The sequence below is a fragment of the Synechococcus sp. PCC 7336 genome (genome assembly GCF_000332275.1).
Lineage (GTDB): Bacteria > Cyanobacteriota > Cyanobacteriia > Thermostichales > PCC-7336 > PCC-7336.
Genome location: NZ_CM001776.1, coordinates 2,493,624 through 2,520,132, shown reverse-complemented (window position 1 = coordinate 2,520,132; position 26,509 = coordinate 2,493,624). Strand labels below are relative to the sequence as shown.

Annotated in this window: 24 protein-coding genes, 1 tRNA gene and 1 pseudogene; 13 read left to right on the top strand and 13 right to left on the bottom strand. The window is 53.9% G+C overall.

The window, feature by feature from the left end; all coding sequences use genetic code 11:
- The first annotated feature begins 690 nt into the window (after positions 1–690).
- Positions 691–1,140, top strand: coding sequence for a ribonuclease H (locus SYN7336_RS12020; protein ID WP_017326192.1), 450 nt, complete (start codon positions 691–693; stop codon positions 1,138–1,140).
- A 64-nt stretch (positions 1,141–1,204) separates the two neighbouring features.
- Positions 1,205–2,746: an apolipoprotein N-acyltransferase gene (locus SYN7336_RS25610; protein WP_017326191.1), complete on the top strand. Its 1,542-nt coding sequence runs from the start codon at positions 1,205–1,207 to the stop codon at positions 2,744–2,746.
- Here SYN7336_RS25610 and argB read toward each other — a convergent pair.
- Positions 2,711–3,643: an acetylglutamate kinase gene (argB, locus tag SYN7336_RS12010; protein ID WP_017326190.1), complete on the bottom strand. Its 933-nt coding sequence runs from the start codon at positions 3,641–3,643 to the stop codon at positions 2,711–2,713. The genes SYN7336_RS25610 and argB overlap by 36 nt on opposite strands.
- A gap of 129 nt (positions 3,644–3,772) precedes the next feature.
- Between argB and SYN7336_RS12005 the strand changes: the two genes are divergently transcribed.
- From SYN7336_RS12005 to SYN7336_RS11975, 5 genes and pseudogenes are all read left to right on the top strand, one after another.
- A tRNA-Met gene (locus SYN7336_RS12005) sits at positions 3,773–3,844 on the top strand.
- 151 nt (positions 3,845–3,995) lie between these two features.
- Positions 3,996–4,449, top strand: a pseudogene (locus SYN7336_RS32295) (ISKra4 family transposase); the annotation flags it as partial.
- Between the two features lie 405 nt (positions 4,450–4,854).
- Positions 4,855–5,424 (top strand): hypothetical protein, encoded by a 570-nt coding sequence (locus SYN7336_RS11995; RefSeq protein ID WP_156820129.1) that lies wholly within the window; start codon positions 4,855–4,857, stop codon positions 5,422–5,424.
- Positions 5,425–5,779: 355 nt separating this feature from the next.
- Complete coding sequence (locus SYN7336_RS11990; protein ID WP_026100937.1) at positions 5,780–6,679, top strand: DUF1350 family protein; 900 nt, start codon at positions 5,780–5,782, stop codon at positions 6,677–6,679.
- A gap of 542 nt (positions 6,680–7,221) precedes the next feature.
- Entirely contained in the window at positions 7,222–7,734 is a 513-nt protein-coding gene (locus SYN7336_RS11975; protein ID WP_017326184.1) for a hypothetical protein, read from the top strand.
- A 21-nt stretch (positions 7,735–7,755) separates the two neighbouring features.
- Here SYN7336_RS11975 and SYN7336_RS25605 read toward each other — a convergent pair whose 3' ends face one another.
- Positions 7,756–8,205 carry an urease accessory protein UreE gene (locus SYN7336_RS25605; protein ID WP_017326183.1) on the bottom strand — a complete coding sequence of 150 codons (450 nt, stop codon included), beginning with the start codon at positions 8,203–8,205 and terminating at the stop codon, positions 7,756–7,758.
- Between the two features lie 27 nt (positions 8,206–8,232).
- Entirely contained in the window at positions 8,233–8,577 is a 345-nt protein-coding gene (locus SYN7336_RS11965; RefSeq protein ID WP_017326182.1) for a hypothetical protein, read from the bottom strand.
- Between the two features lie 54 nt (positions 8,578–8,631).
- Between SYN7336_RS11965 and SYN7336_RS11960 the strand changes: the two genes are divergently transcribed.
- A complete protein-coding gene (locus tag SYN7336_RS11960; RefSeq protein WP_017326181.1) occupies positions 8,632–8,955 on the top strand; it encodes a phasin family protein in 324 nt (107 codons plus the stop codon).
- A gap of 39 nt (positions 8,956–8,994) precedes the next feature.
- Here the strand turns inward: SYN7336_RS11960 and SYN7336_RS25600 are convergent, their stop codons facing one another.
- The 3 genes from SYN7336_RS25600 to SYN7336_RS30835 form a co-directional block, all read right to left on the bottom strand.
- Positions 8,995–9,984 (bottom strand): MazG family protein, encoded by a 990-nt coding sequence (locus SYN7336_RS25600; RefSeq protein ID WP_017326180.1) that lies wholly within the window; start codon positions 9,982–9,984, stop codon positions 8,995–8,997.
- Entirely contained in the window at positions 9,985–10,188 is a 204-nt protein-coding gene (locus SYN7336_RS11950) for a DUF2949 domain-containing protein (protein WP_017326179.1), read from the bottom strand.
- 87 nt (positions 10,189–10,275) lie between these two features.
- On the bottom strand, positions 10,276–10,443 hold the full coding sequence (locus tag SYN7336_RS30835) for a hypothetical protein (protein WP_156820128.1): 168 nt from the start codon (positions 10,441–10,443) through the stop codon (positions 10,276–10,278).
- A gap of 170 nt (positions 10,444–10,613) precedes the next feature.
- On the opposite strand from SYN7336_RS30835, the gene sipA reads away from it, so the two are divergent.
- Positions 10,614–10,844, top strand: coding sequence for a regulatory protein SipA (gene sipA, locus SYN7336_RS11945; protein ID WP_017326178.1), 231 nt, complete (start codon positions 10,614–10,616; stop codon positions 10,842–10,844).
- Between the two features lie 44 nt (positions 10,845–10,888).
- On the opposite strand, the gene SYN7336_RS11940 is transcribed toward sipA, so the two are convergent.
- On the bottom strand, positions 10,889–12,166 hold the full coding sequence (locus tag SYN7336_RS11940) for a dihydrolipoamide acetyltransferase family protein (RefSeq protein ID WP_017326177.1): 1,278 nt from the start codon (positions 12,164–12,166) through the stop codon (positions 10,889–10,891).
- 912 nt (positions 12,167–13,078) lie between these two features.
- Here SYN7336_RS11940 and SYN7336_RS11935 point away from each other — a divergent pair.
- Positions 13,079–13,513: an RNA-binding protein gene (locus SYN7336_RS11935; RefSeq protein WP_017326176.1), complete on the top strand. Its 435-nt coding sequence runs from the start codon at positions 13,079–13,081 to the stop codon at positions 13,511–13,513.
- Here SYN7336_RS11935 and SYN7336_RS27975 read toward each other — a convergent pair.
- Positions 13,510–14,151 (bottom strand): helix-turn-helix transcriptional regulator, encoded by a 642-nt coding sequence (locus SYN7336_RS27975; protein ID WP_017326175.1) that lies wholly within the window; start codon positions 14,149–14,151, stop codon positions 13,510–13,512. The genes SYN7336_RS11935 and SYN7336_RS27975 overlap by 4 nt on opposite strands.
- Before the next feature lie 63 nt (positions 14,152–14,214).
- On the opposite strand from SYN7336_RS27975, the gene miaA reads away from it, so the two are divergent.
- Positions 14,215–15,156, top strand: a complete 942-nt coding sequence (gene miaA / locus SYN7336_RS11920) for a tRNA (adenosine(37)-N6)-dimethylallyltransferase MiaA (protein ID WP_017326174.1) — start codon at positions 14,215–14,217, stop codon at positions 15,154–15,156.
- A gap of 23 nt (positions 15,157–15,179) precedes the next feature.
- Here the strand turns inward: miaA and SYN7336_RS11915 are convergent, their stop codons facing one another.
- Positions 15,180–17,240, bottom strand: coding sequence for a DUF3769 domain-containing protein (locus SYN7336_RS11915; protein WP_017326173.1), 2,061 nt, complete (start codon positions 17,238–17,240; stop codon positions 15,180–15,182).
- 289 nt (positions 17,241–17,529) lie between these two features.
- On the opposite strand from SYN7336_RS11915, the gene pheT reads away from it, so the two are divergent.
- On the top strand, positions 17,530–19,935 hold the full coding sequence (pheT, locus tag SYN7336_RS11910) for a phenylalanine--tRNA ligase subunit beta (protein WP_026100936.1): 2,406 nt from the start codon (positions 17,530–17,532) through the stop codon (positions 19,933–19,935).
- A 48-nt stretch (positions 19,936–19,983) separates the two neighbouring features.
- Here the strand turns inward: pheT and wbaP are convergent, their stop codons facing one another.
- The 4 genes from wbaP to SYN7336_RS25585 form a co-directional block, all read right to left on the bottom strand.
- Complete coding sequence (gene wbaP / locus SYN7336_RS11905) at positions 19,984–21,423, bottom strand: undecaprenyl-phosphate galactose phosphotransferase WbaP (protein ID WP_017326171.1); 1,440 nt, start codon at positions 21,421–21,423, stop codon at positions 19,984–19,986.
- Positions 21,424–21,540: 117 nt separating this feature from the next.
- Positions 21,541–21,672 (bottom strand): hypothetical protein, encoded by a 132-nt coding sequence (locus tag SYN7336_RS32695; RefSeq protein ID WP_017326170.1) that lies wholly within the window; start codon positions 21,670–21,672, stop codon positions 21,541–21,543.
- A complete protein-coding gene (locus SYN7336_RS25590) occupies positions 21,647–22,087 on the bottom strand; it encodes a pentapeptide repeat-containing protein (RefSeq protein WP_017326169.1) in 441 nt (146 codons plus the stop codon). Before SYN7336_RS25590 ends, SYN7336_RS32695 begins: the two co-directional genes overlap by 26 nt.
- Before the next feature lie 412 nt (positions 22,088–22,499).
- Positions 22,500–23,210 (bottom strand): hypothetical protein, encoded by a 711-nt coding sequence (locus SYN7336_RS25585; protein WP_017326168.1) that lies wholly within the window; start codon positions 23,208–23,210, stop codon positions 22,500–22,502.
- Between the two features lie 410 nt (positions 23,211–23,620).
- Here SYN7336_RS25585 and SYN7336_RS11885 point away from each other — a divergent pair, with 410 nt between their 5' ends.
- Positions 23,621–26,464 carry a calcium-binding protein gene (locus SYN7336_RS11885; RefSeq protein ID WP_017326167.1) on the top strand — a complete coding sequence of 948 codons (2,844 nt, stop codon included), beginning with the start codon at positions 23,621–23,623 and terminating at the stop codon, positions 26,462–26,464.
- Positions 26,465–26,509: the final 45 nt, after the last annotated feature.

Below are 26,509 nucleotides of genomic sequence, written 5' to 3'. Positions count from 1 at the left end.
CGTTTATGCGGCAAGAATATCCCATTTAATCGCCTATATGTTGAGGACTAAACGGTATTTCCTTCGGACCTAAAACGTCATTTGTGGCTGTACGTTCCACCAGGGGAAAATACTCATCAACGCATGATTTTTGCGTTTTATCTACCACTTGTTGAAATCCAAGGATATACTGGGTTTATTCATCACCTCAACACACCACTCCTCCCCCGGATCTGTCTGGGGGTTTTTTCTGCATTGATAAAATATCTAGTGTCTATAAGGTTTGGCAAAAGTAGATTACGCTGTATCTAGTGTTTCTATGCCTCAAAAACTGATTTTCCCCTAAACAACGCCAGTTCGACAGGTGTCTGGCCCCCATCCCCTAACCTCTTCCCCCAAACTTGATGCTGCTGGCGAAATTCATATTCCGAAACATTGGCCATTTGTCTAGATGCCTGTGGCCCCCTTCCCCTAACCCCTACCCCCAACTTTGGGGGCAGGGGAACAAGGCCCCGTAAGGATTTTCGGCTGCTTCTCCCCTCTCCCAAACTTGGGAGAGGGGCCGGGGGTGAGGGCAATCAGAGCCATCGAACTCAGGTTAAACAAATGTGGGGATCGCAGCGGTTTTCCAACCCGAAATCCCGTCTTGTGCGGACAGAGGCTAGAGCAGCTCAATCGCAGTTACACAAATAGTGGTGAAAGGATACGGGTATGGATCGAGTGTGGAAAGTATTTACCGACGGCGGATGTTCCCCCAATCCCGGGCCGGGGGGATGGGGATTTGTGGTGGTGGTGCGGGATGAGGCGATCGCCGAGGACTGCGGCGGCGAGAAAGCGACCACTAACAACCGAATGGAATTGCTGGCGATGATTCGGGCTTTGGAGTTTTGCCGCGATCGCCCTCGGGACTGGGATGCCGCCACCCTCTATTCCGATTCGAATTTGTGCGTGCAAACCTACAATAGCTGGATGGCTGGCTGGCAGAAGCGCGGCTGGAAACGCAAGACAGGACCGGTCGAGAATTTAGATTTGGTCAAGCAACTGGCGGCGCTGAAGCAGGATTGTCCCGAGATCTCGGCAGTCTGGGTCAAAGCACATACTGGACTGAGGTGGAATGAATATGCCGATCGCTTGACTCACAAGGGGCGCGATCGCAGGTAAGGTTCAACAGCTAACCAAAGGATGCGGGGATCGTTCCTGCGTTCTCCGTCATGGGTCATCCGTCATGCCTGCATCTCAAAAGACTATGCATCGATCGCCAAGAGCGAGCCAACCCACTCGTTTCCAGCCCTGGGCCGCGATCCTGCTGTCAATTGTCGCGATCGCCTTGGGGTCGCCCAATCGCCTATTGCACGTTTATCCCGCCGCATTGCTGGGGCTGGCTCCTTTGCTCTATCTGTGCTGGCAAAAACCCTTGAGACAGCAGATACGCTACTGCACAGCCACTTGGGTGGGGGTATGTAGCCTCATTTTCTTACCCGATCCCTTCTCTGTTGAAGCGCTGACGGAGGGGGAAATCATCGGGGGCATTATCGCTGCGCCACTGGTTCCCCTCTATTTCATTGCTGCCACCCTGCTCAGCTTGCAACTGACGCAGCAGTGTGGGCTGTGGCTGCGTCCGCTGGCGATCGCCGCTGTCTGGACCAGTTTCGATGGCTTTTTTGGGATCGTACAGTTTCCCCTCCCCTTGCACTACGGTGCCTGTCTGTTCAACTGGCTCGTCGCCATCCAAATTGCCGACATGACCAGCATTTGGGGCGCGACCTTTTTAGCGATCTCGAGCAACGCCGCGCTCGCCGCGCTCTGGATTGCCCCTCCCCCCAAACGCTGGCTTGCCATCGCTTTCCCACTGGGGCTGTGGATTGCAGCTCTGGCCTATGGAACCATTCGCCTATCGGTTCTAGAAAGTGAAGTCGCTGACAGCTACCGCATTGCCACCCTTCAGCCGGTGGCATGGCTGGAGGCCGATCGCAGTTGGAGCTATCGCGATCGCCGCTATCGAGAGTTACAGGAGTTTTCCACTGCTGCGATCGCGGCAGGTGCCGACCTGGTGGCGTGGCCGGAAGGGGCAATGCGAGCCCAGGTGGAGGACACCGATCTGGAGGAGAGGGTTATCGATCCCCTGCTGGTACAGTTGCCAGAAGGGGGTGGCTTGATTGTGGGGGCGAGCGAGCCCCTCCCCGACCAGCAGGGAGTAGCTTGGGATCGATTGAAATTTGTCAATTCAGCCCTGCTGTACGGCTCGGATGGCAGCATTCGCGATCGCTATGGCAAGCAGTGGTTGTTTCAATATTTCGAGACGGCTCGCTACGTCCCCTCTGAGGGTGGCTATCGACCGCTAGAGGCTGGCGATCGGCTGGGCCAGCTCGGTGTAGCCATCTGTTTGGAAAGCGTCATGCCCAGAGCCTCCCGCTCGCTCGTGCGACGGGGAGCTCAGTCGTTGCTAACCATTTCGGATGACAGTTGGTTTGGCCGCAGTAATTGGCCCATCTTGCATTCCGTATTGTCGGTGTTCCGGGCGATCGAAACGCGACGCAGCTTTACCTTTGTCAACAATACTGGCGGCAATCTCGTTGTCGCCCCTTCGGGACGCATACTGGAACGAGGTCCGTTATGGCAGCGGAAGACCGTCTCCGGGATCGTTTCCTTACGCTCCGAATTGACGATCGCCAGTCGTTGGGGAGATTGGCTAGCTTGGGGGTGCCTGGGGATAACTGGGCTGTTAGCGGGGTTAAAGGTGCGATCGCCCCATTCCCGCTCGAGCTGATTGTTCCATACAGTAGCGAGAGGCCAAAATTTGTGTGCCGCTGCCTTCTTTGGTCAATACTTCCAGTAAGAGCGAGTGGGGATCGCCACCGTTCAGAATCGTAGCAGAACCCACCCCCTGAGCGAGGGCTCGAATGCAACAGTTTAACTTGGGGATCATGCCGCCAGCAACGGTACCGTCCTCAATCAGTTGGCGGGCCGTTTGGATATCGATGCGATCGAGCAGGGAGCTGGGGTCGTCTTTATCGCTCAAGATGCCTGGTGTATCGGTGAGTAAAATCAGTTTTTCGGCCCCCAAGGCAGCGGCGATCTCCCCCGCAACCGTGTCGGCATTGATGTTGAAAGCCTGTCCGGTTTCGTCGGCAGCCACACTGGAGAGCACCGGTATGTGGCGATCGCGAATTAAGGTATTGAGCAACGTCGGGTCAATCTTAGCGACCTCCCCCACAAAGCCAATTTCCTCGCGCCCCTGCGATCGGGCTCTAACGATCTGACCGTCGCGACCGCAAAGACCCACACCAGAACCCCCAGCCAGCTCGATCAACTGCACTAGCTGCTTGTTGACCCGACCCGCCAACACCATCTCCACCACTTCCATCGTTTTGGCATCCGTCACCCGCAAACCATCTACAAATTGGAAGGGAATATCGAGTTTGGTCAGCCAAGTATTGATCTCGGGGCCGCCACCGTGAACGATGACGGGTCGAATGCCCACGCAGGCCAGAAAGACAATATCGCGCAGCACTTCAGCACGCCGTTCCGCCTGCACCATTGCGGCCCCCCCATATTTAATGACAAGAGTGCGCCCCTGAAACTTTTGAATGTAGGGCAGTGCTTCGCTGAGGATGCGGGCGCGGCTGAGGGGATCGCAATTGAAAAGAGATGGCGTGGGACTCATGCTAGCGAGGGAGAATATAGTCGAGAAGACTATACCTCAAAGTTGGTGGAGGGAAGTGCTTGGCAGCGATCGCACCGAGGTGATAGGTTAGTATCCGGCCTAAAGCTTTTGTTTAGATTTTGGCCCTCAGGCACAGTAGCTCAGTGGTAGAGCAGGGGACTCATAAGCCCTTGGTCACGTGTTCAAATCACGTCTGTGCCATTCCTTTCTCTGATTGAATTCCAGCCCAAAACCCTTTTCTGGCAAGGGATTTGCATCCCCCTTGCAAACTTCTGCTATCTCCGGTAACCTCCGACTATCTCCGGTGTTTCGGCACAAAACCGATTGGAAGCGTAACGGATTATTTTGAAATCTCATCGATCTGAGTCCCGATGCTTGCCCTCTGTGCGGACAGAAGATTAGCAAGAATGGATTCCTGCAATCCAAATTGCACGCAGTCTTCAGCGACGATAAGCTACGCATCCAAAAGCATCGTTGCAAGAACCCTGAGTGCAACTGGCAAAGCACCCCCACGATTACCTCTGTGTTTGGCTCAGATATCCACCCAGACTTGGCCAAACTGCCCAGACTTGGCCAAACTGCAATGTGAGCAAGGGGCACTGCATAGTTACCGAGAAGCTGAAAGCAACCTAGAGAAATTGAACGCTCAGCGTCGCAGTGTCAATAACCATGCCCGAGTCAAAAGCCTGACCAATCAGCTTGGGGCTCAACTGGCTAAGGAGCATGAGAAACCCCCAACTCAAGAGGAATTGCCTGCCCCTGCTGCGAAATTGGTTGTGCAAGTAGATGGAGGGCATATCCCCACCGGGACTACCTCGTCAACTACAACGAGTGGGAAGAAGCCAATAAGACATTGACGGGTCAATTGGCAGAATCTCATATAGACCCCCTCATCAATGCTCGTCACAGGAGGAAGCAGAAAATCTGGAGTACTAGTGGGGGACTTGTGAGAGTCGGTTGGCTTCGTTCTGCAACTTTAATGACTGCGATTCGCTGGTTCGTCTTCCCCGTCTCCCAACCCCAATTAGCATTGTAATTAAGTCCTCCATTCTGGGGGACTTAGGGGGCGAATGCAGCGGTTAACAGCGTTAGTGAGAGGGACTAAAAGATGCCTCATTAAAACTACAGGTTTCTGACTAAACTCGGTTTAGCTGCATAAGCTTAAACCATTCAGAAATAATAATGTCGTGTAAGAAAACAAGGCTAGAGATATGGAAGTTTCCCCATTTGAACTTTTAGTCAGACCGATTGCTCCACGCTCTCCTGGAGTTTCTGTTCTCAATAAAGTTGCCCGACGAGTGATTCAAGGCTACTTCTTAACTATATCCAATCTCATGGAAGATCCTCTCAAGCTAAGAGGGGTTTTCACGATTAGTGCTCCTGATGCAGGTTTTCCTTCTCCTGGAGCTAGGATATTGTTAGGCAACGCGGTTCTTCTCTATGACATAGCTGGAGACAACCAGCCGATAAACTATAGTGAAACAGTTTCTGCACCTAGCTATATAACTTATGAGAGCGATAGCTTTATCCTCCCACCTCTAGCTACGGCTTCGCTACAGCTATTGCCGGATGTAGGTAAGTTTATTCTCGATCCCGACCCGGAAATAGAGATTCGAGGTTTCGCCTCTATTTTCTCAAGTGAAAGAGCTGAAGTTCTACTCAATCCAGAAATCCGTGGTACTTTCTTGCCAAATGATTTCCCGCTGGTTTGCGATTGCTTAGATTTCGACAACTTAAGTTATTCCCTTGGAACTCGGCGAGAAGTAGTTGCTCCTGGATAAGGAGTCAATTTTTCTAAAAAAGGCATTAGAGATCTGAGGGTCAATTTGCAAGGATACTCAAACAATCATTTTGTTGAGATCTGATTGAGCCCATGCCATTGTTGGGTTTGTCTACTCGTTAATTGCATTAACAGTTCACAGCTATAGCATTCCTAAGCCATTTGTAAACGCCAGGATGCCTGAAATCCAGTGCTGGCAGGGATCGGTATTTACAAGTCATCTCGGATTGTTATAGGCAAATCCAATAAATAGGGTGAAGAGTATGCAATTGTGCCTATATTTATAAATTGGCCCTCAGATTACTATCAATTGTACTGAATCTAAAGCTTTATTTAATAATGTGGAGATTGTTCAAGTGCAGTCAGAAATAATTTTTAAGCCTCTAAAATTTGACTGGGTTGCTATCCATCCAGAACCAATTGGTGTTGTCCAGTTTATTGGCGGAGCTTTCTTTGGAACTTTTCCTACTATTTTCTACAGAGATTTGTTAGGATCTATATTTTCTCAAGGCTATACAATCGTAGCTAAGCCTTATAGATTTACCTTTCGCCATTGGTCTGTAGCAATAGATTTATTAGATTCTCAAGCCGATCTATTTAAGTCAATTTTACTTGAAGCTGAGAGTCTCGGCTATTCTGGTCTTCACCTCTATCAAAACTATATCAATGCTATTAAAGATCCTGAAATAATACTTGAGAAAGGGAAATATTTTTGGCTGGGACATAGTTTGGGCTGTAAGTACATAGCCTTGCTAGAACTTTTATCGATATTAGAATCTGTCGATCCTGAAGATGCTAATTTGCGATCGGATATCGGAGCTGCAGTAAAAAAATATGGCAATGTCAATCTTAATGATATTGCCTCTCTGACAAACCAATCAATGATTCTGCTCGCACCTGTCTTAGCTGATTTAAGGAATGCTATCCCGATTCCTGCTCTAGCTAACCTATTTGCTAAATTTGGCCTTGAAGTTATCCCCTCCGAGAAAGAGACTAAAGATTTAGTGGTTGCAGCCGCTAGGAATAATGGTGGGCGCTTCAATCTAGTCAATATTACAGGGTTCGAGGGAGATGTTAGGGCAAAGGATACTCTCGATTGGAGTAGTCAATTTCGAAACCGATTTGTCGGTGGCTTTGACCCCACTCTCTCGGTTCGGTATATACCCTTAGGGCCACATCTATCACCAATGGGAGCAAAAAATATAGATTCTAGAACTGTTGATGCTGTTAAAGATGCACTCTCTAAACTCAGCTAATCATCCTGCGGCCGAGTTTTGGGTAGATTCACTTTTCACAGCTAAAATTTCAATTTGCAGGGCGGTAATTTCTATTGGTGAATGTTTGAGCGATCTATTTGACGGACTTGAGTGCAGTGCCAGTTGGCATTGGGAGGCTGGGAAGGCGATCGACAGCTGCAGAACGAAGTCAATAGTCTCTCGGAAGTCCCCCACTGGTGGGGGATTGAGGGGGCCGAGTGCAATGCCTGAAAACTCCAGGTCCCAACATGGACGAGGTTTATACTTCTCCAGCAAGTCTCGCGAGTATGTCCGCAACGAGCCGGATGAGGTTGGCGTACTCTCATTCACGGGTACTGTGCCCGAAGAGGAGAACTTTCCTGGGCAGTGATGGCGCACAAGCCCTTCTTTGTGGTGGTCACTTGTTATGCAGGCTCGGCGGAGGAAGGGGAACGCGTCCTGCAGCCCCTGCGCGAATGGGGTAAGCCGATTGCAGACTTCAACTGATTCACTATTCGGGCGATGCTAGAGTAAAATCCGGCCCATTGAGGGATAGGTGCAAGATGAATTATCTCGTGGCAGTATTGAGCGATCGCATGCAGGCAGAGTCTGCCTATACTGCGCTCGAAAAAGCCGGATTGCCGATGGATAAAGTCGCCATCTTGGGCAAGGGCTATCGCAGCGCAGACGAGTTCGGCCTCATCAATCCTCAAGAAGAAGCCCGCAAACAAGCCACTCTCATGTCCTATTGGTTGGTGCCGTTCGGGTTTGTGGCAGGGATTGCTTTCAATCTCTCCACCGGATTTGTCATTGTGGGCAACCCCTTCGGCGATCGCCTCTTGGGGGGGGTGTTAGGGGCGATCGCTGGGGCGATGGGCAGCTTCTTTGTGGGCGGAGGAGCGGGTATTGCCTTCGGTAGCGGCGACGCCTTGCCCTATCGCAACCGTCTCAACGAAGGTAAATACCTCATCGTCGTACAGGGGTCCGATGCCTCGATCCGATCGGCTACTCCTATCCTGCGTCAGTTCGATCCCGAAGCCTTGCAGGGCTATACCGACTACAACCTACAAACGTAGCCATCCTTCTTGCAGGAGATTTCAATGGGGGTGTGCCACTGAATTGGGCTGAAACGGCGCTTCAATTGCCTCAAACCGAATGCCCCCCGCCTCCAACCAATCCACCAGCGGTCGATCGCATTCTGCCAGCAACCCCCCATCCGCTAAAATCTCCACCGGCCGGTGCCAATTGCCCAAGTGGTGGGCCACCCGACAACTCTCGGCAATTGAGGCGGGCTGAATTTTCACAAGTGCCTCGGACTGCGATCGCACCACAATCTGCAGTTTCCCATCGCGATACAACACTTGCCCCTCCTGTAACACCGTTCCGCGCGGCAGAGCTAGCAACAGTGTCGTGCCGCGATCGCCCTGCACCCGCTGGCGTGCCTTGCGGCGCTCGTGCCAGCCCAACCAAACCCCCTCAGTCACTAATCCTGCCTGCAGCCCCCCCTTTGAGACTTCAGTGACGGCGATCTCCGCAGCCTCAGTCATGGCCGAACTCCCCCATAGCTCTGCAACCTAAGCACAAGCCTCTAAAAAGCGATCGAGATCCTCCCGCACCTGCGATAGCAGTACTTCCGCCGACACCCGCACCTGCGCAGTCTTCACCGTGATGTAGACCTTTGCCACAAACGGTGTCGCCCACTGATTGGGATTGCAAAACACCTCCAAAAACAGCTCCCCAGTCTGGCGGAACTCAAATGACTCCTGCCGCTGCTTGGGATTCTCTGCCACCCCCCGCAACCGAGCAGCCAAGGTATCCTCCAAAGCTGCCTTTAACTCCCTCGCCACCTGCGGCGAACAAGCAAAACCCAGTGAACCGCCATCGAGATTGAGCGTTAGCAGAGAAACCGATGTTGTCATAAGAGAGTAATACTTTCTGACACAATAGATGTAAGTAAAGCTGGTCGCGAACACATGGACAATAGCAGCTTATTACGACAAATGCTGCTGATGGGTATTGGCACCTCGTCGCTGGTCATAGAGCAAATTTCCAAAGCTGCCGACGATTTAGCCCAATCCGGCAGCATCGATCCTGCTGCTGCCAAGCAGGTTGTAGAAAAAGTCATGACTCAACTCAAAACCGAGCAGGGCAACCTCGAAGCCCAACTGCAGCGGCAAATTCGCAATGTCATGCAAGACTTGGGCGTCCCCCGCCAAGCCGAAATGGACGAACTGCGAGGACGCCTAGACCGACTAGAGCGCCAAGTTCGCTCCCTCGAGGACAAGTTATATCGTTAAGCGCCCACCCTGACAGTCTGGCAGCTAACTGCACTCCTCTCATTTGCCCAACGCTACACCCTCGATCGCCTCTACCCGCCGCACCGCTGCAGCATTTGCTCCCTCTAACGCCGCCGTCGCCTTCAATCCGTGCCGATGCCCCAACTGCACCAATAGGAACAGCACTTCTCCCAGGGATGCTTGGGCCAATTCGCGATCGCCTTTTACTGCTGCCTCAAACGCCATGATCGCATCACCTAACTGCTGTTCGGACCCCAGAACGCCATCGACCCCCTCCAGACCAGCCGTTTTTTTGACAATCTTGCTAGTCGCCAATAAAGGAGGAAATGTATCTGCATAGCTGCGTACCTTGTCCGCCAGCGTTTCCGACTGCTTTTCTTCGGTCTTAATCTCTTCCCACCGCCGTCGCACCTCCTCCACCGCGATCTCCGACAACGCTTCTGGACCGAATACGTGCGGATGGCGGCGAATCAACTTAGCGGCAATCCCTCCTGCCACATCTGCCAGCGCAAACATCTCTGCTTCAGCAAAAATTTGAGCTTGTAGCACCACCTGCAGCAGCAGATCTCCTAGCTCTTCAATCGTGTGCTCGATGTCTCCACTGCGAATTGCTGCCACCGTTTCATAGGCTTCTTCGAGAATGTAGGGGGTCAGCGAGATAGGCGTTTGGGCGCGGTCCCAGGGGCAACCGGCGGGCGATCGCAGTTGTGCAACCACCTCAATTAATTGCTGCAGGGCAGGCAACGACCCAGCAGCCACAGGGGGCAGGTAAAGGTTACAAAACGGTTCGGAGGCGAGCAAAGTTGGAAAGCGATCGCCGACTTCTGCTAGCGGAATTGAATCGTATGAAGTGTGTTGTTTGGCATCGATGGGGCTCACGAGATGCCAAGCGGGATAGGTGGCTCTCAACTGCTCGAAGAGTTGTCCCCAGAGGGCGAGCGAGCAATGGGTGAGTAAAATCGGAAATGCCCCCAACTCCGGTATGGGGTCATTCGACAGTAGAGTGCGACAATCTCGAACCTGAATCACCTACGAGGCCCAAGCTGCCGAGTCAAAATCCCACAGTCGCTCTAGCTGCGCGATGTCGATAAAATTCAGGTGTAACAAAATCATCAACAGGGGTCCTTCTTCCCGCTGCTGTAATTTCTTCGCTAGAGACAATTCGCTGCCGTTCACGATGCCCGCTTCCAGCAAATACCGCTCTAACGATGTCGCTGCTCCATCCTTTTCCATAACCCCATGCGGCAATCGCCGCCCTCCCAGTGCTCAATCATCTCAATTTCAAAACAGTTTGCAATAATTTTAATCATTCTTAATTTTTTAAGCGAGAATAGACAGCCCGCAATCGCCAGACACAGCGTTGCCCCCTATCTTGGCAATGAATTCGGCGATCGCTAAGGTTGCTTTCAGCCCTTGCCAGGGGTGGTTTTGTTCAGTTCTCTGCAGGCAGTTATGGTTGAGGTGCAGTCTGCCCGACCTTTGACTCACTCGTCCTCCTCCTGACGAGTCCCTCACTCAATGCGATCGAGGCAACCGCTGCACTCTCCAACAACTTGCCATCGAGTGCAAACGTTAACATTGCATCTCATCTGAGCGAGGGACACGATGATAGCATCTACTTTGCCCTAAACAATGTCTAAACTGATTAAGTTTAAATTATGGATATTGCAATTCGTGTCGGCGATGTTGTGAAAATTGTCGAATTACCTCCTTTTCTTAAAACTGCCGACCCAATGCCGATGCTGCGTCCAGCAACGCTCGTTCGGCTGGGGGAAGAGGGTCGAGTCTTAGAGATGCGACCAGCGGGATATTACAGCGTTCGATTTGCCAACGGAACATTCTTAGTGGATGGCAAATATTTAGCGGCAGCAGACACCGCTAGCGAGTGAACCGCTTGCCTGTAGAACTCCCCCTTCCTTGAAATCGGCTCGACCTACATGGCGAGTGTTTCCACCTGAGTTTCGAGCAGTGCTGCCAGATCCTTGAGGAACGCAGCGGCATTGGCACCGTAAATTACGCGGTGGTCGCAGGTGATGTTGACTTGCATTTGGGGCTTGACGGCGATCGCCCCCTCCGATGTTGCCACCACAGTAGGCTGAGAGCCCCCAATGGCCAGAATCGAGCCTTGGCCGGGAGGCAGAATGGCATCAAACAGGCTGACCCCAAACATGCCCAAGTTCGAAATTGTGAAGCTACCGGAACTGTACTCTTCCGGTTGCAGTTGCTTGCGACGGGCGCGATCGACCAGATCCTTCCACTGGCGAGACAGCTCGTATAGATCCACGTGGTTGGCATTTTGCAAGACAGGAGTAATCAACCCACCATCTTCCATCGCTACGGCCACAGCAATATTGATATTGGCTTTGTAATGCACCCCTTCTTCGGTATAGCTGGCATTGAGTAAGGGATGTTTTTCCAACGTCATCGCCACGGCTTTGGCAAGCAGCGCCGTCACGGTCACGCCCTTCGGCTTGACCCGCGCGTACAAGCGGTTGAGGGCATCGGTGGCGATCGCGTAGCCAACATGGAAAGTCGGTATCGACAGACTGGCGGTCATATTGCGAACCACAGCCTGCTGCAAAGTTGTGAATGGAGCAACTTCGCCTAAAGCCACTGGAGGAATAGTTTCGGGGGCAGTTGCAGGAGCAGTCATCGCCTCAGGTCTTGCTGCCGTTTTAGCCACTGCTTCCACATCGGCAGCCACAATGCGTCCGTTTGGACCGCTGCCGCGCACATTCGCGAGATTGATATTGAGCTCCCGCGCCAATCGCTTAGCTCGCGGCGATGCAATCGTGCGGCCAGAGGGGGAGGCTGGGGTTGCGGAAGTCGGCGAGGACGGGCGAGATTTCCCATTTCCTTGACTGGCAGGTTTGGCTGCAACGGCCTCGGCCGCAGCTGCAGGGGCTGCCACCGGAGCAGCACTGCGAAGCGCTTCAGCCTTTGCTTTGGCTTCTGCAATATCATCCGTCGATTCGGCGATAAAGGCGATCGCCGATCCGACCGCAGCCGAAGCTCCGGCCTCTACCACAATGCCCGCCAGGGTGCCGCTATAGAAAGATTCCACATCCATATCGGCTTTATCTGACTCCACCACCAAAATGGTTTCGCCCTTTTCCACTCGATCGCCCTCAGCTTTTGCCCAGGAGACCACTTTACCTGTTTCCATGGTGGAACTCAGGGCTGGCATTGTGACTTCTTGAATCGCGGACATTGTAACTTCTCGGATCTCGGCAAGGTAATGGCTGATTGAATCGTGGCAAAACGGCCCGAAATAAAACTTCGATCGCTAATGCAAGTCACATCCTACCCCACAACCTGCCCCGCTTAGCGGTCTGCTGGCAACGCGAGTTCGACAAGGAACTGGCCCTCATTCCCTAACCCCTTCCCCCAAAATTGGAGGAAGGGGAATAGAATGGTAGATTGCGGGTTTTAGGCTGCTTCTCCCCTCTCCCAAGTTTACGGCTGACGCCACGCTTCGCGAGGGGAGAGGGGCCGGGGGGTAAGGGCAATGCAGAGTCATCGAACTCAGGTGCTGGCAACCCCCGCTCGCCCAGTTGACCGATCTGGGTTGGCTGTGCCCTGCTGGCAAAAAGGAGGGCTCTCGGTGGAGAAAATAGTGTTATGCTGAGCGACGGAGCTGTCATGAAGCGCCAATTGAAATATTAATCTCGAAATTGAGCGAACTGGCCTAGAATATTTGGGTCGAATGAACCGCCAGCAGGCAACCTACTCGAACGGGCCAACCTGTTAGGATGTTACGTTCTATTATTGAATACCTGTATATAGAAATTTTGTTATAGGAATTTAGTAGTGGTCCCTGCAGATTGATTCTCGAACTATCCACTAGGTTCCATCAGAGTTTTTACGGGGTTATGTAGAGTGTTTCAAGGGGTTTTAGCTCTAACGCTGTTGTATTTTTTAAGCTTTACCGATAATGTGATGTCGCGTAGCTAATCAGTCCCCTGTTTACTTAAGCTGTGTCCGAACGGGGCCAGGGCAGTGTTTAGAGCAGTGGACTTCAAACGGTGTTAGAGGAATGAATTGCAATTCTCGAGTGTTAGTTAGCACTTTTTTGGATACGTCGATCTGTTGTCTAGGAGTCTGGTTGCTAGGAGTTTCCTGAATGTCTGTGCGTCTCTATATTGGCAATTTATCTGAAGATGTTGACAAGCAAGCATTGGAAGAACGGCTGTGCGAAATCAGCAAGCCAGTCTCCCTCAAGATTGTGACCGATCGCAAGACGGGTCAATGTCGCGGCTTTGGGTTTGCCACGGTTGAATCTGACGAAGTGGCTCAAAAGTACATCGCCGAGCTGAATGCTCAACCCTTTGGCGATGCCACTCTCAAAGTAGAAGTAGCCCAGTCTCGCGATAAAGAGACTGCTCCTGCTGCAGCGAAGTCTGGTGGCGGTGGCGGCAAGTCTGGTAAGTCTGGCGGCAAGCGCGGCAACCGTGGCGGTTCCAACTTTGTCGATAAGACCGTTGCTGCCCAGCCCGATCCCCGCTGGGCCGATCAGCTGCAGCGCATTAAAGAGCAACTGCAATCGGCTAAGGTCTAATTGACTATCGAGGCTCGTTTGACTTGAGCCCTAAGCCAGAGCTTGTCTCGCCAGCGGTACCCGATGTAGCGAATGCTGACTGGGGTACCGCTTTCGCATGGCTCGTCTGAAAGCGGTTGCTGCCAACTGGGATCGAACGCAGTCACTTGGCCGACTTGGCCGAGGGGAAAAATTTCCCACTGGCGCAGTAAGCGATCGAGAGGGGCGAGCAGTCCCAGTAATTGGCTGGCTGGGAGATTGTGATGTCGGGCTGCGTAGAGGGCAGTGGGCCACTGTCGTAGCAGGGGTTCGAGTTGGTGGAGGGCCTCCCGTTGCCAGTCTTCCTCCAGGGCTATCTGCGATCGCTCGACAATCGCCACTTCGCGGCTGCCCCTGTCTGGCTCGGAGCGATCGCCGTCGAAAGGGATGCCAGCAGCTGCGGCGAGCTCGGATAGCGAAATCTGCAGTGCCAGACAGAGGGACAGCAAATCCTCTAGCGGCCATCTGGCGATCGCCCCCGCCCGCAGTTGTTGAATGCGGTGGCGAGACAGGTTGCTGGCTTGGGCCAATGCCTTCCAGGTATCCCTACCAGCCTGTTGTTTCCAAGCCTCCAGTTGAGCTATCCAAGTTAGAGGGGGGGCATCTCCGGGTGAGGCCATCGCAGTAGGATCGAAAGGGTGCGATCGCACTGTAGCGAATTTGGACTGCCTTCTACAGGATCTATGTCGGGACTGATTGTGATTTGCGGGCCGACAGCAACGGGTAAATCCGCTCGCGCCCTCCAGCTTGCCCAGCGGCTGCGGGTGCCATTGTTGAGTGCCGACTCGCGTCAAATCTACCGGCAGTTCGACATCGGCACGGCTAAGCCCACCCCTGCCGAGCGCGCCCGCTGGCCCCACCATGCAATCGATCTTGCCGAGCCGACTGAGACCTTTACGGTCGTTCAATATCAACAGCAAGCCCAGCATCTCATTCAGACTGCCCACGCTGCCGGCCAGACCCCAATTGTGGTAGGGGGAACGGGACTGTACGTGCAAGCCGTGACTGAGGGCTTGGCCATCCCGGCAGTGGCCCCCAATTCCCAGTTGCGATCGCAACTCAGTCAATTGCCACAACCCTTGCTCCACCAGTACTTGCAGCAGGTGGATAGCGTGGGGGCGAGTAAGATTCATCCCCATGACTGCGTGCGCACCTTGCGATCGCTAGAGGTGTTCTACAGCACCGGTCGTCCCCCCTCAACTCTGCAACGACGGCAGCCACCCGCTTACAGCAGCCTCATTCTGGGCTTGTGCTGTCGAGACACTGCGGTGTTGGAGCAACGCATTGCCAGACGGACCGATCGCATGTTGGCTGTTGGCTGGCTAGAGGAGGTCCAACATCTCCAACAGCAGTACGGCAGGGATTTGCCCCTGCTGCAAACATTGGGCTATAGAGAGTTGGGGCAATATTTGGCCGGACATTGGTCTTTGGAACGAGCCAGACTGGAGATCGTCAAACACACCCGCCAATTTGCCAAGCGGCAGATGACCTGGTTTCGCCGCACCCCCAATCTCATCTGGCTCGATTGCGATGCGCCTGACATCGACGCTCAAGTGTATACCTTAGTTCGGCAATATCTCGCTCGACTGGAGGTACCTATTACCTCGGCAGAGACACCCAAGTGAGTGGACTCCTGCAGAGCTCTAGCTTACTGCGTCCTTCCTTCTGTAAATTCGTCTGCCGCGAACTCAATCCAGTTGAAGTCGTCGATGCGGATGACAAAACTGCCCGTCTGTCGGGTCGGACTGTAGCTTAATGTAACTCCATAAGTGCGGCGATCGTACGACAGACTCAGAAGGGCCTGGAGAGCGCCACGATCGGGGTCTCTCAGATCGAAGCTAGATTCACCTCCTACCCGGAAAGGCCCGAAAATTTGCTGTCTGACCCCAACGCGCAGAATCTCGCGCGCAGTAATGTCATCAAAGTCGAAGGGGGTGTTATCGACTTGAAAGATAGCGTTGCTATAGACCACATTGAAAGCAGTAAAGTCGAAAAAGTTGCGATCGAACTCTCCCAGCACTCCTTGAAGGCCGACGCTGCTCGCAAACTGACCCTGTTCGTCGCCGTTGGAATATTGCGAGTAGTGGCCTCTCAAACCGGTTAAAAGCCATACCCCCTGCTGAATGGGGGCAAAGCTAAACCTCGGCTGGGCATCGGGATTGGCGATAGACGGCTGCCAAAGGGGAAATCTGCGGGACAGGGATGAGTCGGCACGAGCGCGAACGAGCTGTAAAAATTCATTGCCAACTCGTTCCTCAGCATCGAACCAGTCCACTGCCACTCGGCCATTCAATCGCAGTCCGGTGTTGCCTAGGCTGACAGAAGGACTGTTGTACGCAGCTCCCACTTGATGGGCAATTTCAGGAGAATCGGAGTCATCGTCAAAGGTGGGGGTAAATCGCGGTCGGTAGAAATATCGATAGACTGCGCTCCCATAGCGGCTATTGCGGCCAACAGGCATGGTATGGCGGACGAACCCGCGCAGATCGTCTTCAAACCCGTCGCTGCCAATGGCCAAGGAATTGAGGGCCAAAAATAAGTCAGTCACCCCAGAAGATGTGACAGCATTGAAATCTAGGTTGAGGCCAAAGGCTGCCAGCACTCCATCCTCATTGCCGAACTGCTGGACGCGCACTCTGGGGCCGAGGGAAAAACTAACATTGCGCTGATTGAGCAACTCGAAGTCTTGTTGCAAGATGAGACCGCCATCATCTTCATTGAACGAGACGTTGAAAGGAGGTCTGCGGCGGGCTTCGTCAGCCCCCAAAATAATTTCGCGATTGAAGTAGGGAAGTCCAAACAGGCGATCGAACCAGATCTGGTTGCTGCGGACCCGGAGCAAGCTAGTCCCGTCGGGTAATTCTTCCAACGTGGCCAGACGCGAGCGAATCTCCAGCTCCGGTCCGAGCGGCGGTCCCTCGCGATCGTTGGTGATGCGAGCATTGAGAGCCCGCCAATCATCTGGGGTGAGGAGGAGTTCCTCTGCCTCAAAACGGATAAATTTCAGCCGCTGGGCGGAAGGAGGCTCGAAGACGCTGGTTGCCGCGACATCGTCGGGCAGGACGGCCCGCTGAACGCTGGTGGGCAAGTTGACGAGATCGAGGTCTCCTTCTGCGTCGTATAGAGTGCCTGTTTTCGTATCGAGATGATATTCCAGATAGGTGCCTCGCACCTGCTGCCGCTCGTCAATGTCGATGATGACGTCGCCTTCGGCGGTGGTCACTTGTTCCACCAAGTCCATCCTGACAATGTTGGCCCGCAACACCGTTTGTCCGAAAGTCACTCTGACGTTGCCAGTAGCAGTAAATACCTGCGTTTCGGTGTCGAAATTTTGCCGATCGGAAATGACCTCCAGACCGTTAGCTGGGATAGAGTCTTCGGCAACGTCCAGCTCTGTCCCGGCTTCAAATGGGACGGGGGAGCTCGGTCCGAAGTCGAGCTCGCTCCCTTCTCCCGACGTATCTCGATCGCCTAAACCCCCTTCATTCAAACTATCCTGTATGTCTGCAGTGGGGGTGTCTGAGGTGGCGGCATCTGGGCTGTCGGGAACTGACAGTTCGCGGCTGGCGGAAGGTCGATCCATTAGGTCGGAGGCTTGTCCCTGGGCCACTTGCAGGTCGCTAGCGCTAACCAACACATCGTCGGCAGGTACCGACAGCTCAGCCGCAGTGGCTGAAGACGCGATCGCGAGAAGAAGCAGAAAAATCACGTTGGGTCCATCCAGTCACAAATGGTCAAATCGCCACGGGGTCTCCTGCGGGCGATCGCAGGTAGGTAGCGCGGGCATCACAACTGTTATAGCGAAACGCAGCCCAGCTAGAACCCTAACCGCCTCCCGACAGTCTCCAGTTGGGAAGGTTTCGGGCCATCGCTGCCTATCTTGCCTTATTTAACCTCAAAGGCTGACTTGTGTTCCTGGGAGAGGTAGCGCGCCTACAGGAGGAGAGAACTGGGAGTGATAGCATAAGTAGCTGTGCGTGCAGAGGGATGGGTGCGAGATGCAGATTTCTTTAAAGTGGCTGAGGCAACTGGTGGACTTCGATTGGGAGCCAGAGGCCATTGGCGAAGCCCTAACGCTGGCGGGCTTTGAAGTGGAAGGCATCGACGATCGCCGCGCCCTTGCCGATGGGGTGGTGGCGGGCAAAATCCTCGCTACTGACAAGCACCCCAACGCCGATCGCCTGCAGGTCTGTCAGGTGGATGTGGGGGGAGACGCGCCCCTCAATATTGTCTGTGGGGCACCGAATGCGCGGGTAGGTTTGTACGTGCCTGTCGCCACCGTTAGCACCTATCTGCCCGCAATCGACCTCAAATTGAAGCAAACCAAGCTGCGGGGCGTCAAATCCGAGGGCATGATTTGCTCTTTGAAGGAATTGGGCCTAGAAGAAGACTCTGCGGGCATTCACGAGTTTGACGGGGAGCCCGCACTGGGCAGCGACGTGCGACCGCTATTGGGGCTAGATGACGCCATTCTCGATCTATTCTCCACCGCTAACCGCGCCGACGCCCTCAGCATGGTGGGCATTGCCCGCGAAGTGGCAGCCCTAACTCGCAATCCGGTGCGCCTGCCTACCTCAGCTCCCCCCAAACCCGCCCGATCGCCATCGATTCAGTTGGCAGTCGCTGACAGCCACCACTGTCCCGCCTACAGTGCCAGCCTGATTCGCGGTGTCGCCATTGGTCCTTCTCCCGAATGGCTCGCCCGCAAGATTGAAGCGGGCGGACAGCGATCGATTAACAACGTGGTGGATATCACCAACTATGTTTTGTTGGAATGGGGCCAGCCCCTGCACGCCTTTGATTGGGATCGGTTGCAGGCGGTCATGGGTGCGGCGGATCGTCCCCCCACAGTGGGAGTGCGGCTGGCAAAAGCGGGGGAAAGGCTGCAAACGTTGGATGGTAGCGATCGCCCTCTGGCCGCCGACAACCTTGTCATTACGGCGGGGGATAAACCCGTTGCACTGGCGGGTGTCATGGGGGGCGAACGGATGGAGGTGAATGATGACAGCGTCAATATTTTGCTGGAGGCGGCACTGTTCGATCCCGCTGCGATTCGGCGATCGGCCAGGTCTCAGTCTCTGCGTACCGAGGCTTCGGCCCGCTACGAGCGGGGGGTGGATGCGTCGGCTTGGCTGACGGCACGCGATCGCGCGGTCGCTCTCATCTTAGAAATTGCCGGGGGCGAATTGGTGGAACAAGTGGAATGCGACGCCCGTCCCACTGAAGAGCGCTCCATTAGACTGCGGCTGCAACGTTTAATCGACGTCATGGGGGACGAGATCGCGGCTACCGATGTTGAAGACATTCTGACGGCTTTAGGTTTCGAGCTCGCCTTGGAGACTGCGACTGAAGGTCTGCGACCGAGCTGGAAAGTGGCGGTACCGGCCTACCGACAGCGGGATATCGAGCGGGAAATCGATTTAATTGAAGAATTCGCTCGCCTTTACGGTTACGATCGCTTCTCCGCGACGCTGCCAGCCGAACCCATTATCGGCACCCTGGCAGAATGGGATATGCTGGTGCGTTGCGTGCGGGAAGCCTTTCGCAGTGAGGGCTTGACCGAGTTAATGCAAATTTCTCTCTGCCCTCGCACTACCGGCTTGCCGGTGGCGATCGCCAACCCGATCGCTGAAGAGTTTTCTGCTTTGCGCCAGGAACTGCTGCCGGGATTGATCGACGCATTGGTTTATAACCTCGATCGCGGTAACGGCCCCCTGAATGGCTTCGAACTGGGCAAAGTGTTCTGGCGGGAGGGTGAGAATTATGCAGAAACCACCCATATTGGGGGCATTGTCGGGGGCAATCCCACCCGATTTGACTGGCAGGGGAACAGCCGAGCGCTCGATTGGTTTGGGGCGAAAGGGCTGTTGCTAAACGTGCTCGATCGGCTAGGTCTCACGGCAACGTTTCAGCCGGAAGCGGAGATCCCAATCCTGCATCCGGGGCGAACGGCTTCACTGTGGTTGGAACAAGCTCGCTTGGGCAGCTTCGGCCAACTGCACCCTCGCGTCCGCAGTCAGCGGGGGTTGCCGGATGAGGTGTATGCCTTCGAGCTAGACCTGGAGGTGCTGCTAGCAGGGCTGCGCGAGTTGGGTGTCGCCACCTACCGCAACTTCTCCACCTACCCAGCCTCCGATCGCGATATTGCCTTTTTCAGCTCCACTGGGGTCAGTGTGGGGGAGTTGGAGGGAGCAATTGTCGAGGCTGCTGGGACGCTACTGGAATCGGTGCAGTTGTTTGATGAATATCGGGGCAAGGGGGTACCCGACGGACAGCGCAGTTTGGCCTTTCGATTGCTGTATCGGGCGGGCGATCGCACGCTGACTGAGGCAGAGGTGGAATCGGCTCACCAGCAAGTGCGGGAGCGCTTGGAGCGAGATTTTGCGGTCAGTCTGCGCAGCTAGGTTCTGGCATTCCCCCGAGAGGGATAGCCCATCCCCAACCGCTATGCCTCAATAAGCCCCTTTGGCCAACACCGCCACCCAAATGGTCTTCGCCAAAATATAAATATCCAGCCATACCGACCAATTGCGCACGTAATACTCGTCCAATTTCACCCGCTGCGCGTAGGTGGTATCGCTGCGCCCCGACACCTGCCACAGCCCCGAAATCCCCGGCAATACCTTGAGGTAAAGCTGAATGCGATCGCCATACAACACCACCTCTTCATCGATGATGGGACGCGGTCCCACCAAACTCATCTCCCCCCGCAATACATTCCACAACTGCGGCAACTCGTCCAAGCTCGTCCGTCGCAGCCATCTTCCCACCCGCGTCACCCGAGGATCGTACTTGAGCTTGCGTTCGCCCTCCCACATCGCTCGCATCTCGGGATACCTCTCCAAATAGTTCTCCAGAATGCGATCGCCATTCGTATGCATCGACCGAAATTTCCATGCCTTAAACTTGCGCCCCTCCCGACCGATGCGGGTATGACCGTAAAAAATCGGGCCAGCCGAATCGAGTTTGATGGCGATCGCGCAGGCCACAATTAAGGGCAACACTAACAGTCCGCCCAGCACTGTCAAAACATAATTCAAACAATGCTTGACCAATTTCGGACCGGGCAATAGCAACTGCTGTCGCACCTCCAACCCCAACACCCCCCCCAAATCTCTGGCAACCACCCACAAACTGGAGAATCCGAACAAGTCGGGAATGAGTAATACGTGTCGAAAGAGATGGCCGTACTGTTCGAGTAATGGCAGCAATTGCTGCCGATCGACCCCCGGCATCGCCACAATTGCATAGGTAACGTGCAGTCGCTGCACCAAGCCCGGTGCCAACTTGACTCCCCCTACCACCGGCACCCCCAGCAGTTGCCCCTGCTTTTGCGGATCGTCATCCAGCACAACGACGGGCTTGAGTCCAATATCCGGGCGCGACAGCAAGGTTTCTACCACCATCTCGCCGGTTTTGCCCGCCCCCAACACCATCACCGGAAACCCCCACCATCTTCGGGGCGCACACCAGTGACGCACAATCGCTCGCAATAAAGGCACTGCCCCTAGAGACAACACCCAAGCCATCAAAAAGACTGCCCGCGAATAAGCATTGCTGCCCGACAAAAAAGTCGCAGTCCCCAGCACCACATAAATCAGTGTCGTGGCGAGGGAAGTGCGCCGCAGTTCGTCTACGGGACTGAGAGAGACCCCTTGATAGAGCCCCATTAGGCTATAGGCAAGAGCAAACAACCCCAACAGCGGCCACATTTGCCAATACAGGGATAAGGGGTATTGACCGTTGAAGAGCCAACGCCCGACGACTGCAATGCCCGTGGCGATCGCCAAAGCGACGAGATCCGTCATCAATAAGATGCTGGCGGTTGCCACCGGTCGAGCGGAGACGACTAACTCCCGCAAAGCAGGCTGTAACGTTTGTTTGAGTTGCATACCGGGGATGTCGAACTGCCGTTCTCAACGGTTAGAGCCGCGCGATCGCTGTCTCGATCTGGGATAGCCCCCTTTCAGGCGGCGATGAGATAGGCTTCAACCTCACTAGCCTGTAGTTCACAGCAATTGTCGCATAATGGCTAGCGCCTCTAACCTGAGGCGATCGAGTTCCCAGGCAAAGGGCTCGGTTGCGCTCGACTGGAGCTGTTCCGCTCGCTGCAAATCATTCGTCGTGCCGCATGCGGCCATCCGGCATTTTGGTCTTAAAAAATCGCGCCCCTGCCAGCTTGGCCCCCGTCAAATCCGCTTCGGTCAAATCGGCTTCGACTAAAACAGCTTCTCGCAGATCGGCTTCGACAAGGCTGGCTCGCCTCAGTTTGGCTCGATACAAGATAGCCTTGTACATCTTTGCCTGATGCAGCTTCGCTTTGTAAAAATCAGTTTCCGTCAGAATGGCCTCTTCCAGGTTGGCCCGATACAGCACTGTGCCGGAGAGGTGCGCTTCCAGCAGGATCGCTTTGCGCAACTGAGCCTCATTCAAAATGGCCCAGTCTAGCTGAATGGCCACCAGTTCTGCCCCCTCTAGATTGGCGTGGCTCAAATCGATGCGACGAAAATTACGCTCCCCTCCCGCATAGAGTTTGAGCAGCTCGCTAGCCTCCATTACACCCTCCTCTCAATCGGCATATCGGAGTTAGGACAGTAGCGGAGCATAAACCTTCGAATATGCGGGCGGACAGACAAATGTTTTTCTCCCTCGATTGGGTTGAACGCTGAAGTACATCGCCAATGGGATGGTTTTGCTAAAAGTCTAATCGATTTTAAGGGCTGAGACTATCAATTGTTACCAATAAAATTTGCTTTGCACGGACAGAGCGCAAGAGATCGATCCAGATATCTTACCTTTTGTAGCATAATTTTTCGATTTTGTAGAAATTTTGTGTTTAAAACAACCTGTCTGTCGATGGGTTGTGTGGGTGCCGCGAGCTGGCACAATTTTCTCCAGCAGCGATTCTCTCAGAGCGAGCGATCGCGCCCGAGCTGCTGAGGTTGGTGTCTGCGTGGCAACGGGAAGATTAGGGAGTGGGCTGAAAGTCGCGAGTCACTGTGAGATTGAGCGGCGTATCGGATTGCACCACGATCGCTCTGGGAGCGGTAACGTTCCCGAGAACAGCCCCGACAGCGGCAGCACCTAAGACTTCTTCGGTGGCAATGGCGCGATCGCCAGTAATGGCGGACAGAATCAGGCCGATACCCGCCCCAATGGCGGCATCTTGAGCGATCGCGCCAGCAGAAGTTTGACGGGGATCGCGTTGGGGTTGAATGATGCTGCTTTGGGCGGAGAAGGGAAAGGCACGGTTGTCAATGGCGATCGAGTCGGCAAAAAATTGGGAGCCGCCAGAGACGGGGCGAAATTGACCGGTGACGATCGCCCCTGCAGGGATTGCGATATTGCCAAAGGCGTCGCGGATGTCAGTTGAAATTTGCAGGGCAACCGAGCGGGTTTCGTTGGGGTCGAGATAGAGATTGCGGCGATCGCGGTAAGCGGCACCAACGGTGTCTCCAGCTTGGAGGGCAATGGTGGCTTGTAGCGAGAAAGGCACTTCCTCGGGGGGAAGGGGTTCGGGGTTCACGGGTCGCCATTCGCCGTTGTTGGGAAATTGTGCGATGTAGGTGGGAGCTTGGGGAGCAGCAAAGGCTGCAGGGATTGAGGCGATCGCAGTGGAGAAGAGCGCAACGGTGCAGAGGAGTGGCGGGAAGTTGACAGGAAGGTGATGGCGATTCATCGATAGAGCTCTCTAAAATGAGGGGTAATTTTAGGCAAACACAAAACGCAAAGGGGGAAAACGGCTTAAAGTGACTAGTTGTATTCTACTTTGCGCAAACGTAGTTTATTTAACGCATTAATACGGAAAGGCAACAGAGCACGATGGAGTGACTCAATTGGTCATCACTCGTTGCGATCGAAGCGACAGACAATTGCTAATCGTTGCTTTTGAATAATAGAGGGCTTTAATATAGTTCTCGGTGCACAAATTTCTCTCACGACTCTGAAAGCTATACAGTTTCTATGCAGCCTTTAATGTTTGGCTAAGATTTCAAGGTTAGCTTCAGTTTTTCTATCTCGAGAGAGATATCTTTGACCTCCTCTCGCGTTGCTAAATTTACAATAAATCACACAGGAGTACTGGGAATCATGAACAGCTTCTTCGAACGGCAGCTCTTAGAGCCGATCGTTATTGATACGAGAGAAGTAGAAGTTATTTTTAAAGATATTATTGCACCCCCTGGAGAACCTGCAGTTACTATTCCCGGAGAAGATGCTCGACTTATCGTTGCGGGTATAGGCTCGATTTCTGCGGCAGATGAAGGAAATACAGCCGTTCAATCATCGGGAGAAGATGTCTCGATCGTCAATCGAGGAGAAATCTTTGGCGATTTTAATGGCATTGTTTCCACTGGGGACGAGCTAAGTCTCATTAACATTGGCACCATCTCTTCTAATAGTCGGGCAGTCGATTTAGCGGGTGGCGACGATCTGCGCATTATCAACCTTGGCAGCATCATCGGTACCGGCGATCAGCGCAATGGCACCCTTTACATTGATGGCGATGTGGACGATGCAACTGTTATCAACTCGCGCAGTGGCGTTATTGATGCTGGAGAAGGCAATACGGGTGACGGGCTTTCGGTACAAGTGGGGGAATTGGGTGAAGATGCTCTGAGCGAGGACATCGACATTATCAACTTCGGACGCATCTCCGGTCGCGGTCAGCCAGAATTCGAACCTGGAGTAGGCCGTCTGACAGCGAATGGCTCTAGTGGCGTTCGTTTCGTCAATGGATCGGGAGAAGCCGAAGCAAGCGTGACAGGTTCGCTGACCAACTCCGGCACGATTGAGTCTGAAGCGGCAGTCGGTTTCTTGGGAGGGGTCGTTATTGAAGATGGCGTTGCCTTTGATGGCACGATCGCCAACCGCCGCAGCGGAGTCATTCAAGGGGTGCAGAATGGCCTCTATCTTGGCAATGCCGAGCACGATCTGGAGATTGCCAACAGCGGTTTAATTTCCTCCGACAGTCGTGCGGTGAATTTGGATGGCGACAACGTATCGCTGATTAACAGTGGGGATATTCTCGGCACGGGCGACCAGCGCAACGGGACTGTTTATATCGACGGCACGGCTGACGATATTTCCATTACCAATCGGCGCAGTGGCGTTATCGATGCTGGAGAAGGCAACCTGGGAGATGGCATCTCGGTGCAGGTTGGGGCGGCTGCAGAGGGTGTTCTGAGTGAAAACATCAACATCTTTAACGATGGCTTGATTCAGGGCCGAGGAGATGGTCCAGAGGTATTCGCAGATGGCGCGCGGGTGGCTGCCAATGGTTCTTCTGGCGTTCGCTTCTTTAACGGATCTGGCGAGCCCGAGGCAATAGTCAGCGGCTCTCTGACCAACTCTGGCACCATTACCGCAGAAGTCAGCGTCGGCTTTTTGGGAGGTGTTGTGGTTGAAGATGGTGTCGCTTTTGAAGGCACGATTACTAACACTAGTGGCGGTTTGATTAGCGGGCCTAATAATGGTTTATATCTCGGTAATGCCGAGCATAGCTTAACCATTGACAACAAGGGCACGATTACTTCTGACAGTCGTGCGGTCAATCTGGATGGCGACAATATATCGCTCGTCAACAGTGGGGATATTCTCGGTACAGGCGACCAGCGTAATGGCACGGTCTATATTGACGGCACTGGCGACGACATTGCGATCGCTAACCTGCTGAATGGCGTCATTGATGCTGGCGCGGGCAACAGCGGTAGCGGTGTCTCAATCCAGGTTGGGGCTGCTGGCGGTCTAGGCGATGGCATCGACGATCTGGAGACATCGGCCGAGCTGATCAACAGCGGCCTCATTCAAGGGCGCGGCGATGGCAATGTCCCTGCTGGTGTACGACTGTTTGTGGGTTCTGGCTTAGAGCAAGCAACATTTGTCGGCCAAATTGTGAATGAAAGCAGCGGCCAAATTCTGTCTGAGGAAGCGGCAGGCATTCTCATTGAAACAGGCACGATCTTTGACGGCACGATTGTCAATGATGGTGAAATCAGCGGTGGCAATGGCATCGCAATCGATGCTGCAGGGGCTCTGGGATCTGTTGTTGTCATCAATAATGGCGAACTGGATGGGGAGGTTCTGCTCGGGCAAGGGGACGATATCTTCATTCAAAATTCTGAGGAAGCGGTTTCTCTGATTGACGGTGGAGACGGCACCGACACGCTCGATCTCTCCGGCCAATCTGAAGGGATTGCGATCGATCTCGACTTGAACACTCCCGTACCTGGTCCAGCCACTCAAGACGGAGCCATCCTCGACGCCCCTGGCGGTAATGTCATTACCGAAGTCATTGATTTCGAAAATGTTATCGGTACCGACTTCAACGATCTGATCTTTGGCAACAACGAGATCAACGTCCTCGAAGGGGGTAACGGCAATGATACGATTCACTCCTTTGCTGGGTCCGATACCCTCGATGGCGGAGACGGCATCGATACAGCCCTATTCACTGCTGGCGGTGGCGTGACGGTGGATCTCGATGACGATGGCAACGGGACTTCGTCGTTTGGTGACACCCTTATCAGCATTGAGAACATCAACGGCTCGGGTGCAGGCGATGACGATATCTCCGGCAACTCCAGTGCCAATGTGCTCAACGGTCAAGGGGGCAACGACACCCTCGATGGCGAAGGGGGAGCAGATACCCTCTTGGGCGGAACCGGTGACGATTTGCTGACCGGTGGCGCAGACCTCGATACCTTCCTGTTCGAAGACAGTTCGGGCAACGATATTGTTACTGACTTTACGATCGCGGACGACGTGCTGGATGTGAGTGCATTCTTTGATAGCGCAGACGCAGCTTTAGGTGCAGCGATTCAGGTGGGTAGCGACACCTTAGTTGACTTTGGCAATAGCAATTCTGCACTCTTGCTAGCTGTCAATGCCAGCGACTTGACTGCAGCCAACTTCATTGTTGCACTGACGCCATGAGTTCGAGCGAGCATGAGGTTGCATGAAAGTGGAGTGAGTTGTTTG

Bases quoted from the DNA above. Each gene is read 5' to 3' on its own strand.
- wbaP (WP_017326171.1), bottom strand. From the start codon at position 21,423: ATGCAACTCAAACAAACGTTACAGCCTGCTTTGCGGGAGTTAGTCGTC.
- SYN7336_RS32695 (WP_017326170.1), bottom strand. From the start codon at position 21,672: ATGGCCGCATGCGGCACGACGAATGATTTGCAGCGAGCGGAACAGCTC.
- SYN7336_RS11940 (WP_017326177.1), bottom strand. From the start codon at position 12,166: ATGTCCGCGATTCAAGAAGTCACAATGCCAGCCCTGAGTTCCACCATG.
- miaA (WP_017326174.1), top strand. From the start codon at position 14,215: ATGTCGGGACTGATTGTGATTTGCGGGCCGACAGCAACGGGTAAATCC.
- SYN7336_RS27975 (WP_017326175.1), bottom strand. From the start codon at position 14,151: ATGGCCTCACCCGGAGATGCCCCCCCTCTAACTTGGATAGCTCAACTG.
- sipA (WP_017326178.1), top strand. From the start codon at position 10,614: ATGGATATTGCAATTCGTGTCGGCGATGTTGTGAAAATTGTCGAATTA.
- pheT (WP_026100936.1), top strand. From the start codon at position 17,530: ATGCAGATTTCTTTAAAGTGGCTGAGGCAACTGGTGGACTTCGATTGG.
- SYN7336_RS25605 (WP_017326183.1), bottom strand. From the start codon at position 8,205: ATGACTGAGGCTGCGGAGATCGCCGTCACTGAAGTCTCAAAGGGGGGG.
- SYN7336_RS25610 (WP_017326191.1), top strand. From the start codon at position 1,205: ATGCCTGCATCTCAAAAGACTATGCATCGATCGCCAAGAGCGAGCCAA.
- SYN7336_RS12020 (WP_017326192.1), top strand. From the start codon at position 691: ATGGATCGAGTGTGGAAAGTATTTACCGACGGCGGATGTTCCCCCAAT.
- SYN7336_RS11950 (WP_017326179.1), bottom strand. From the start codon at position 10,188: ATGGAAAAGGATGGAGCAGCGACATCGTTAGAGCGGTATTTGCTGGAA.
- argB (WP_017326190.1), bottom strand. From the start codon at position 3,643: ATGAGTCCCACGCCATCTCTTTTCAATTGCGATCCCCTCAGCCGCGCC.
- SYN7336_RS25590 (WP_017326169.1), bottom strand. From the start codon at position 22,087: ATGGAGGCTAGCGAGCTGCTCAAACTCTATGCGGGAGGGGAGCGTAAT.
- SYN7336_RS25585 (WP_017326168.1), bottom strand. From the start codon at position 23,210: ATGAATCGCCATCACCTTCCTGTCAACTTCCCGCCACTCCTCTGCACC.
- SYN7336_RS11995 (WP_156820129.1), top strand. From the start codon at position 4,855: ATGGAAGTTTCCCCATTTGAACTTTTAGTCAGACCGATTGCTCCACGC.
- SYN7336_RS11885 (WP_017326167.1), top strand. From the start codon at position 23,621: ATGAACAGCTTCTTCGAACGGCAGCTCTTAGAGCCGATCGTTATTGAT.
- SYN7336_RS11975 (WP_017326184.1), top strand. From the start codon at position 7,222: ATGAATTATCTCGTGGCAGTATTGAGCGATCGCATGCAGGCAGAGTCT.
- SYN7336_RS11965 (WP_017326182.1), bottom strand. From the start codon at position 8,577: ATGACAACATCGGTTTCTCTGCTAACGCTCAATCTCGATGGCGGTTCA.
- SYN7336_RS11960 (WP_017326181.1), top strand. From the start codon at position 8,632: ATGGACAATAGCAGCTTATTACGACAAATGCTGCTGATGGGTATTGGC.
- SYN7336_RS11935 (WP_017326176.1), top strand. From the start codon at position 13,079: ATGTCTGTGCGTCTCTATATTGGCAATTTATCTGAAGATGTTGACAAG.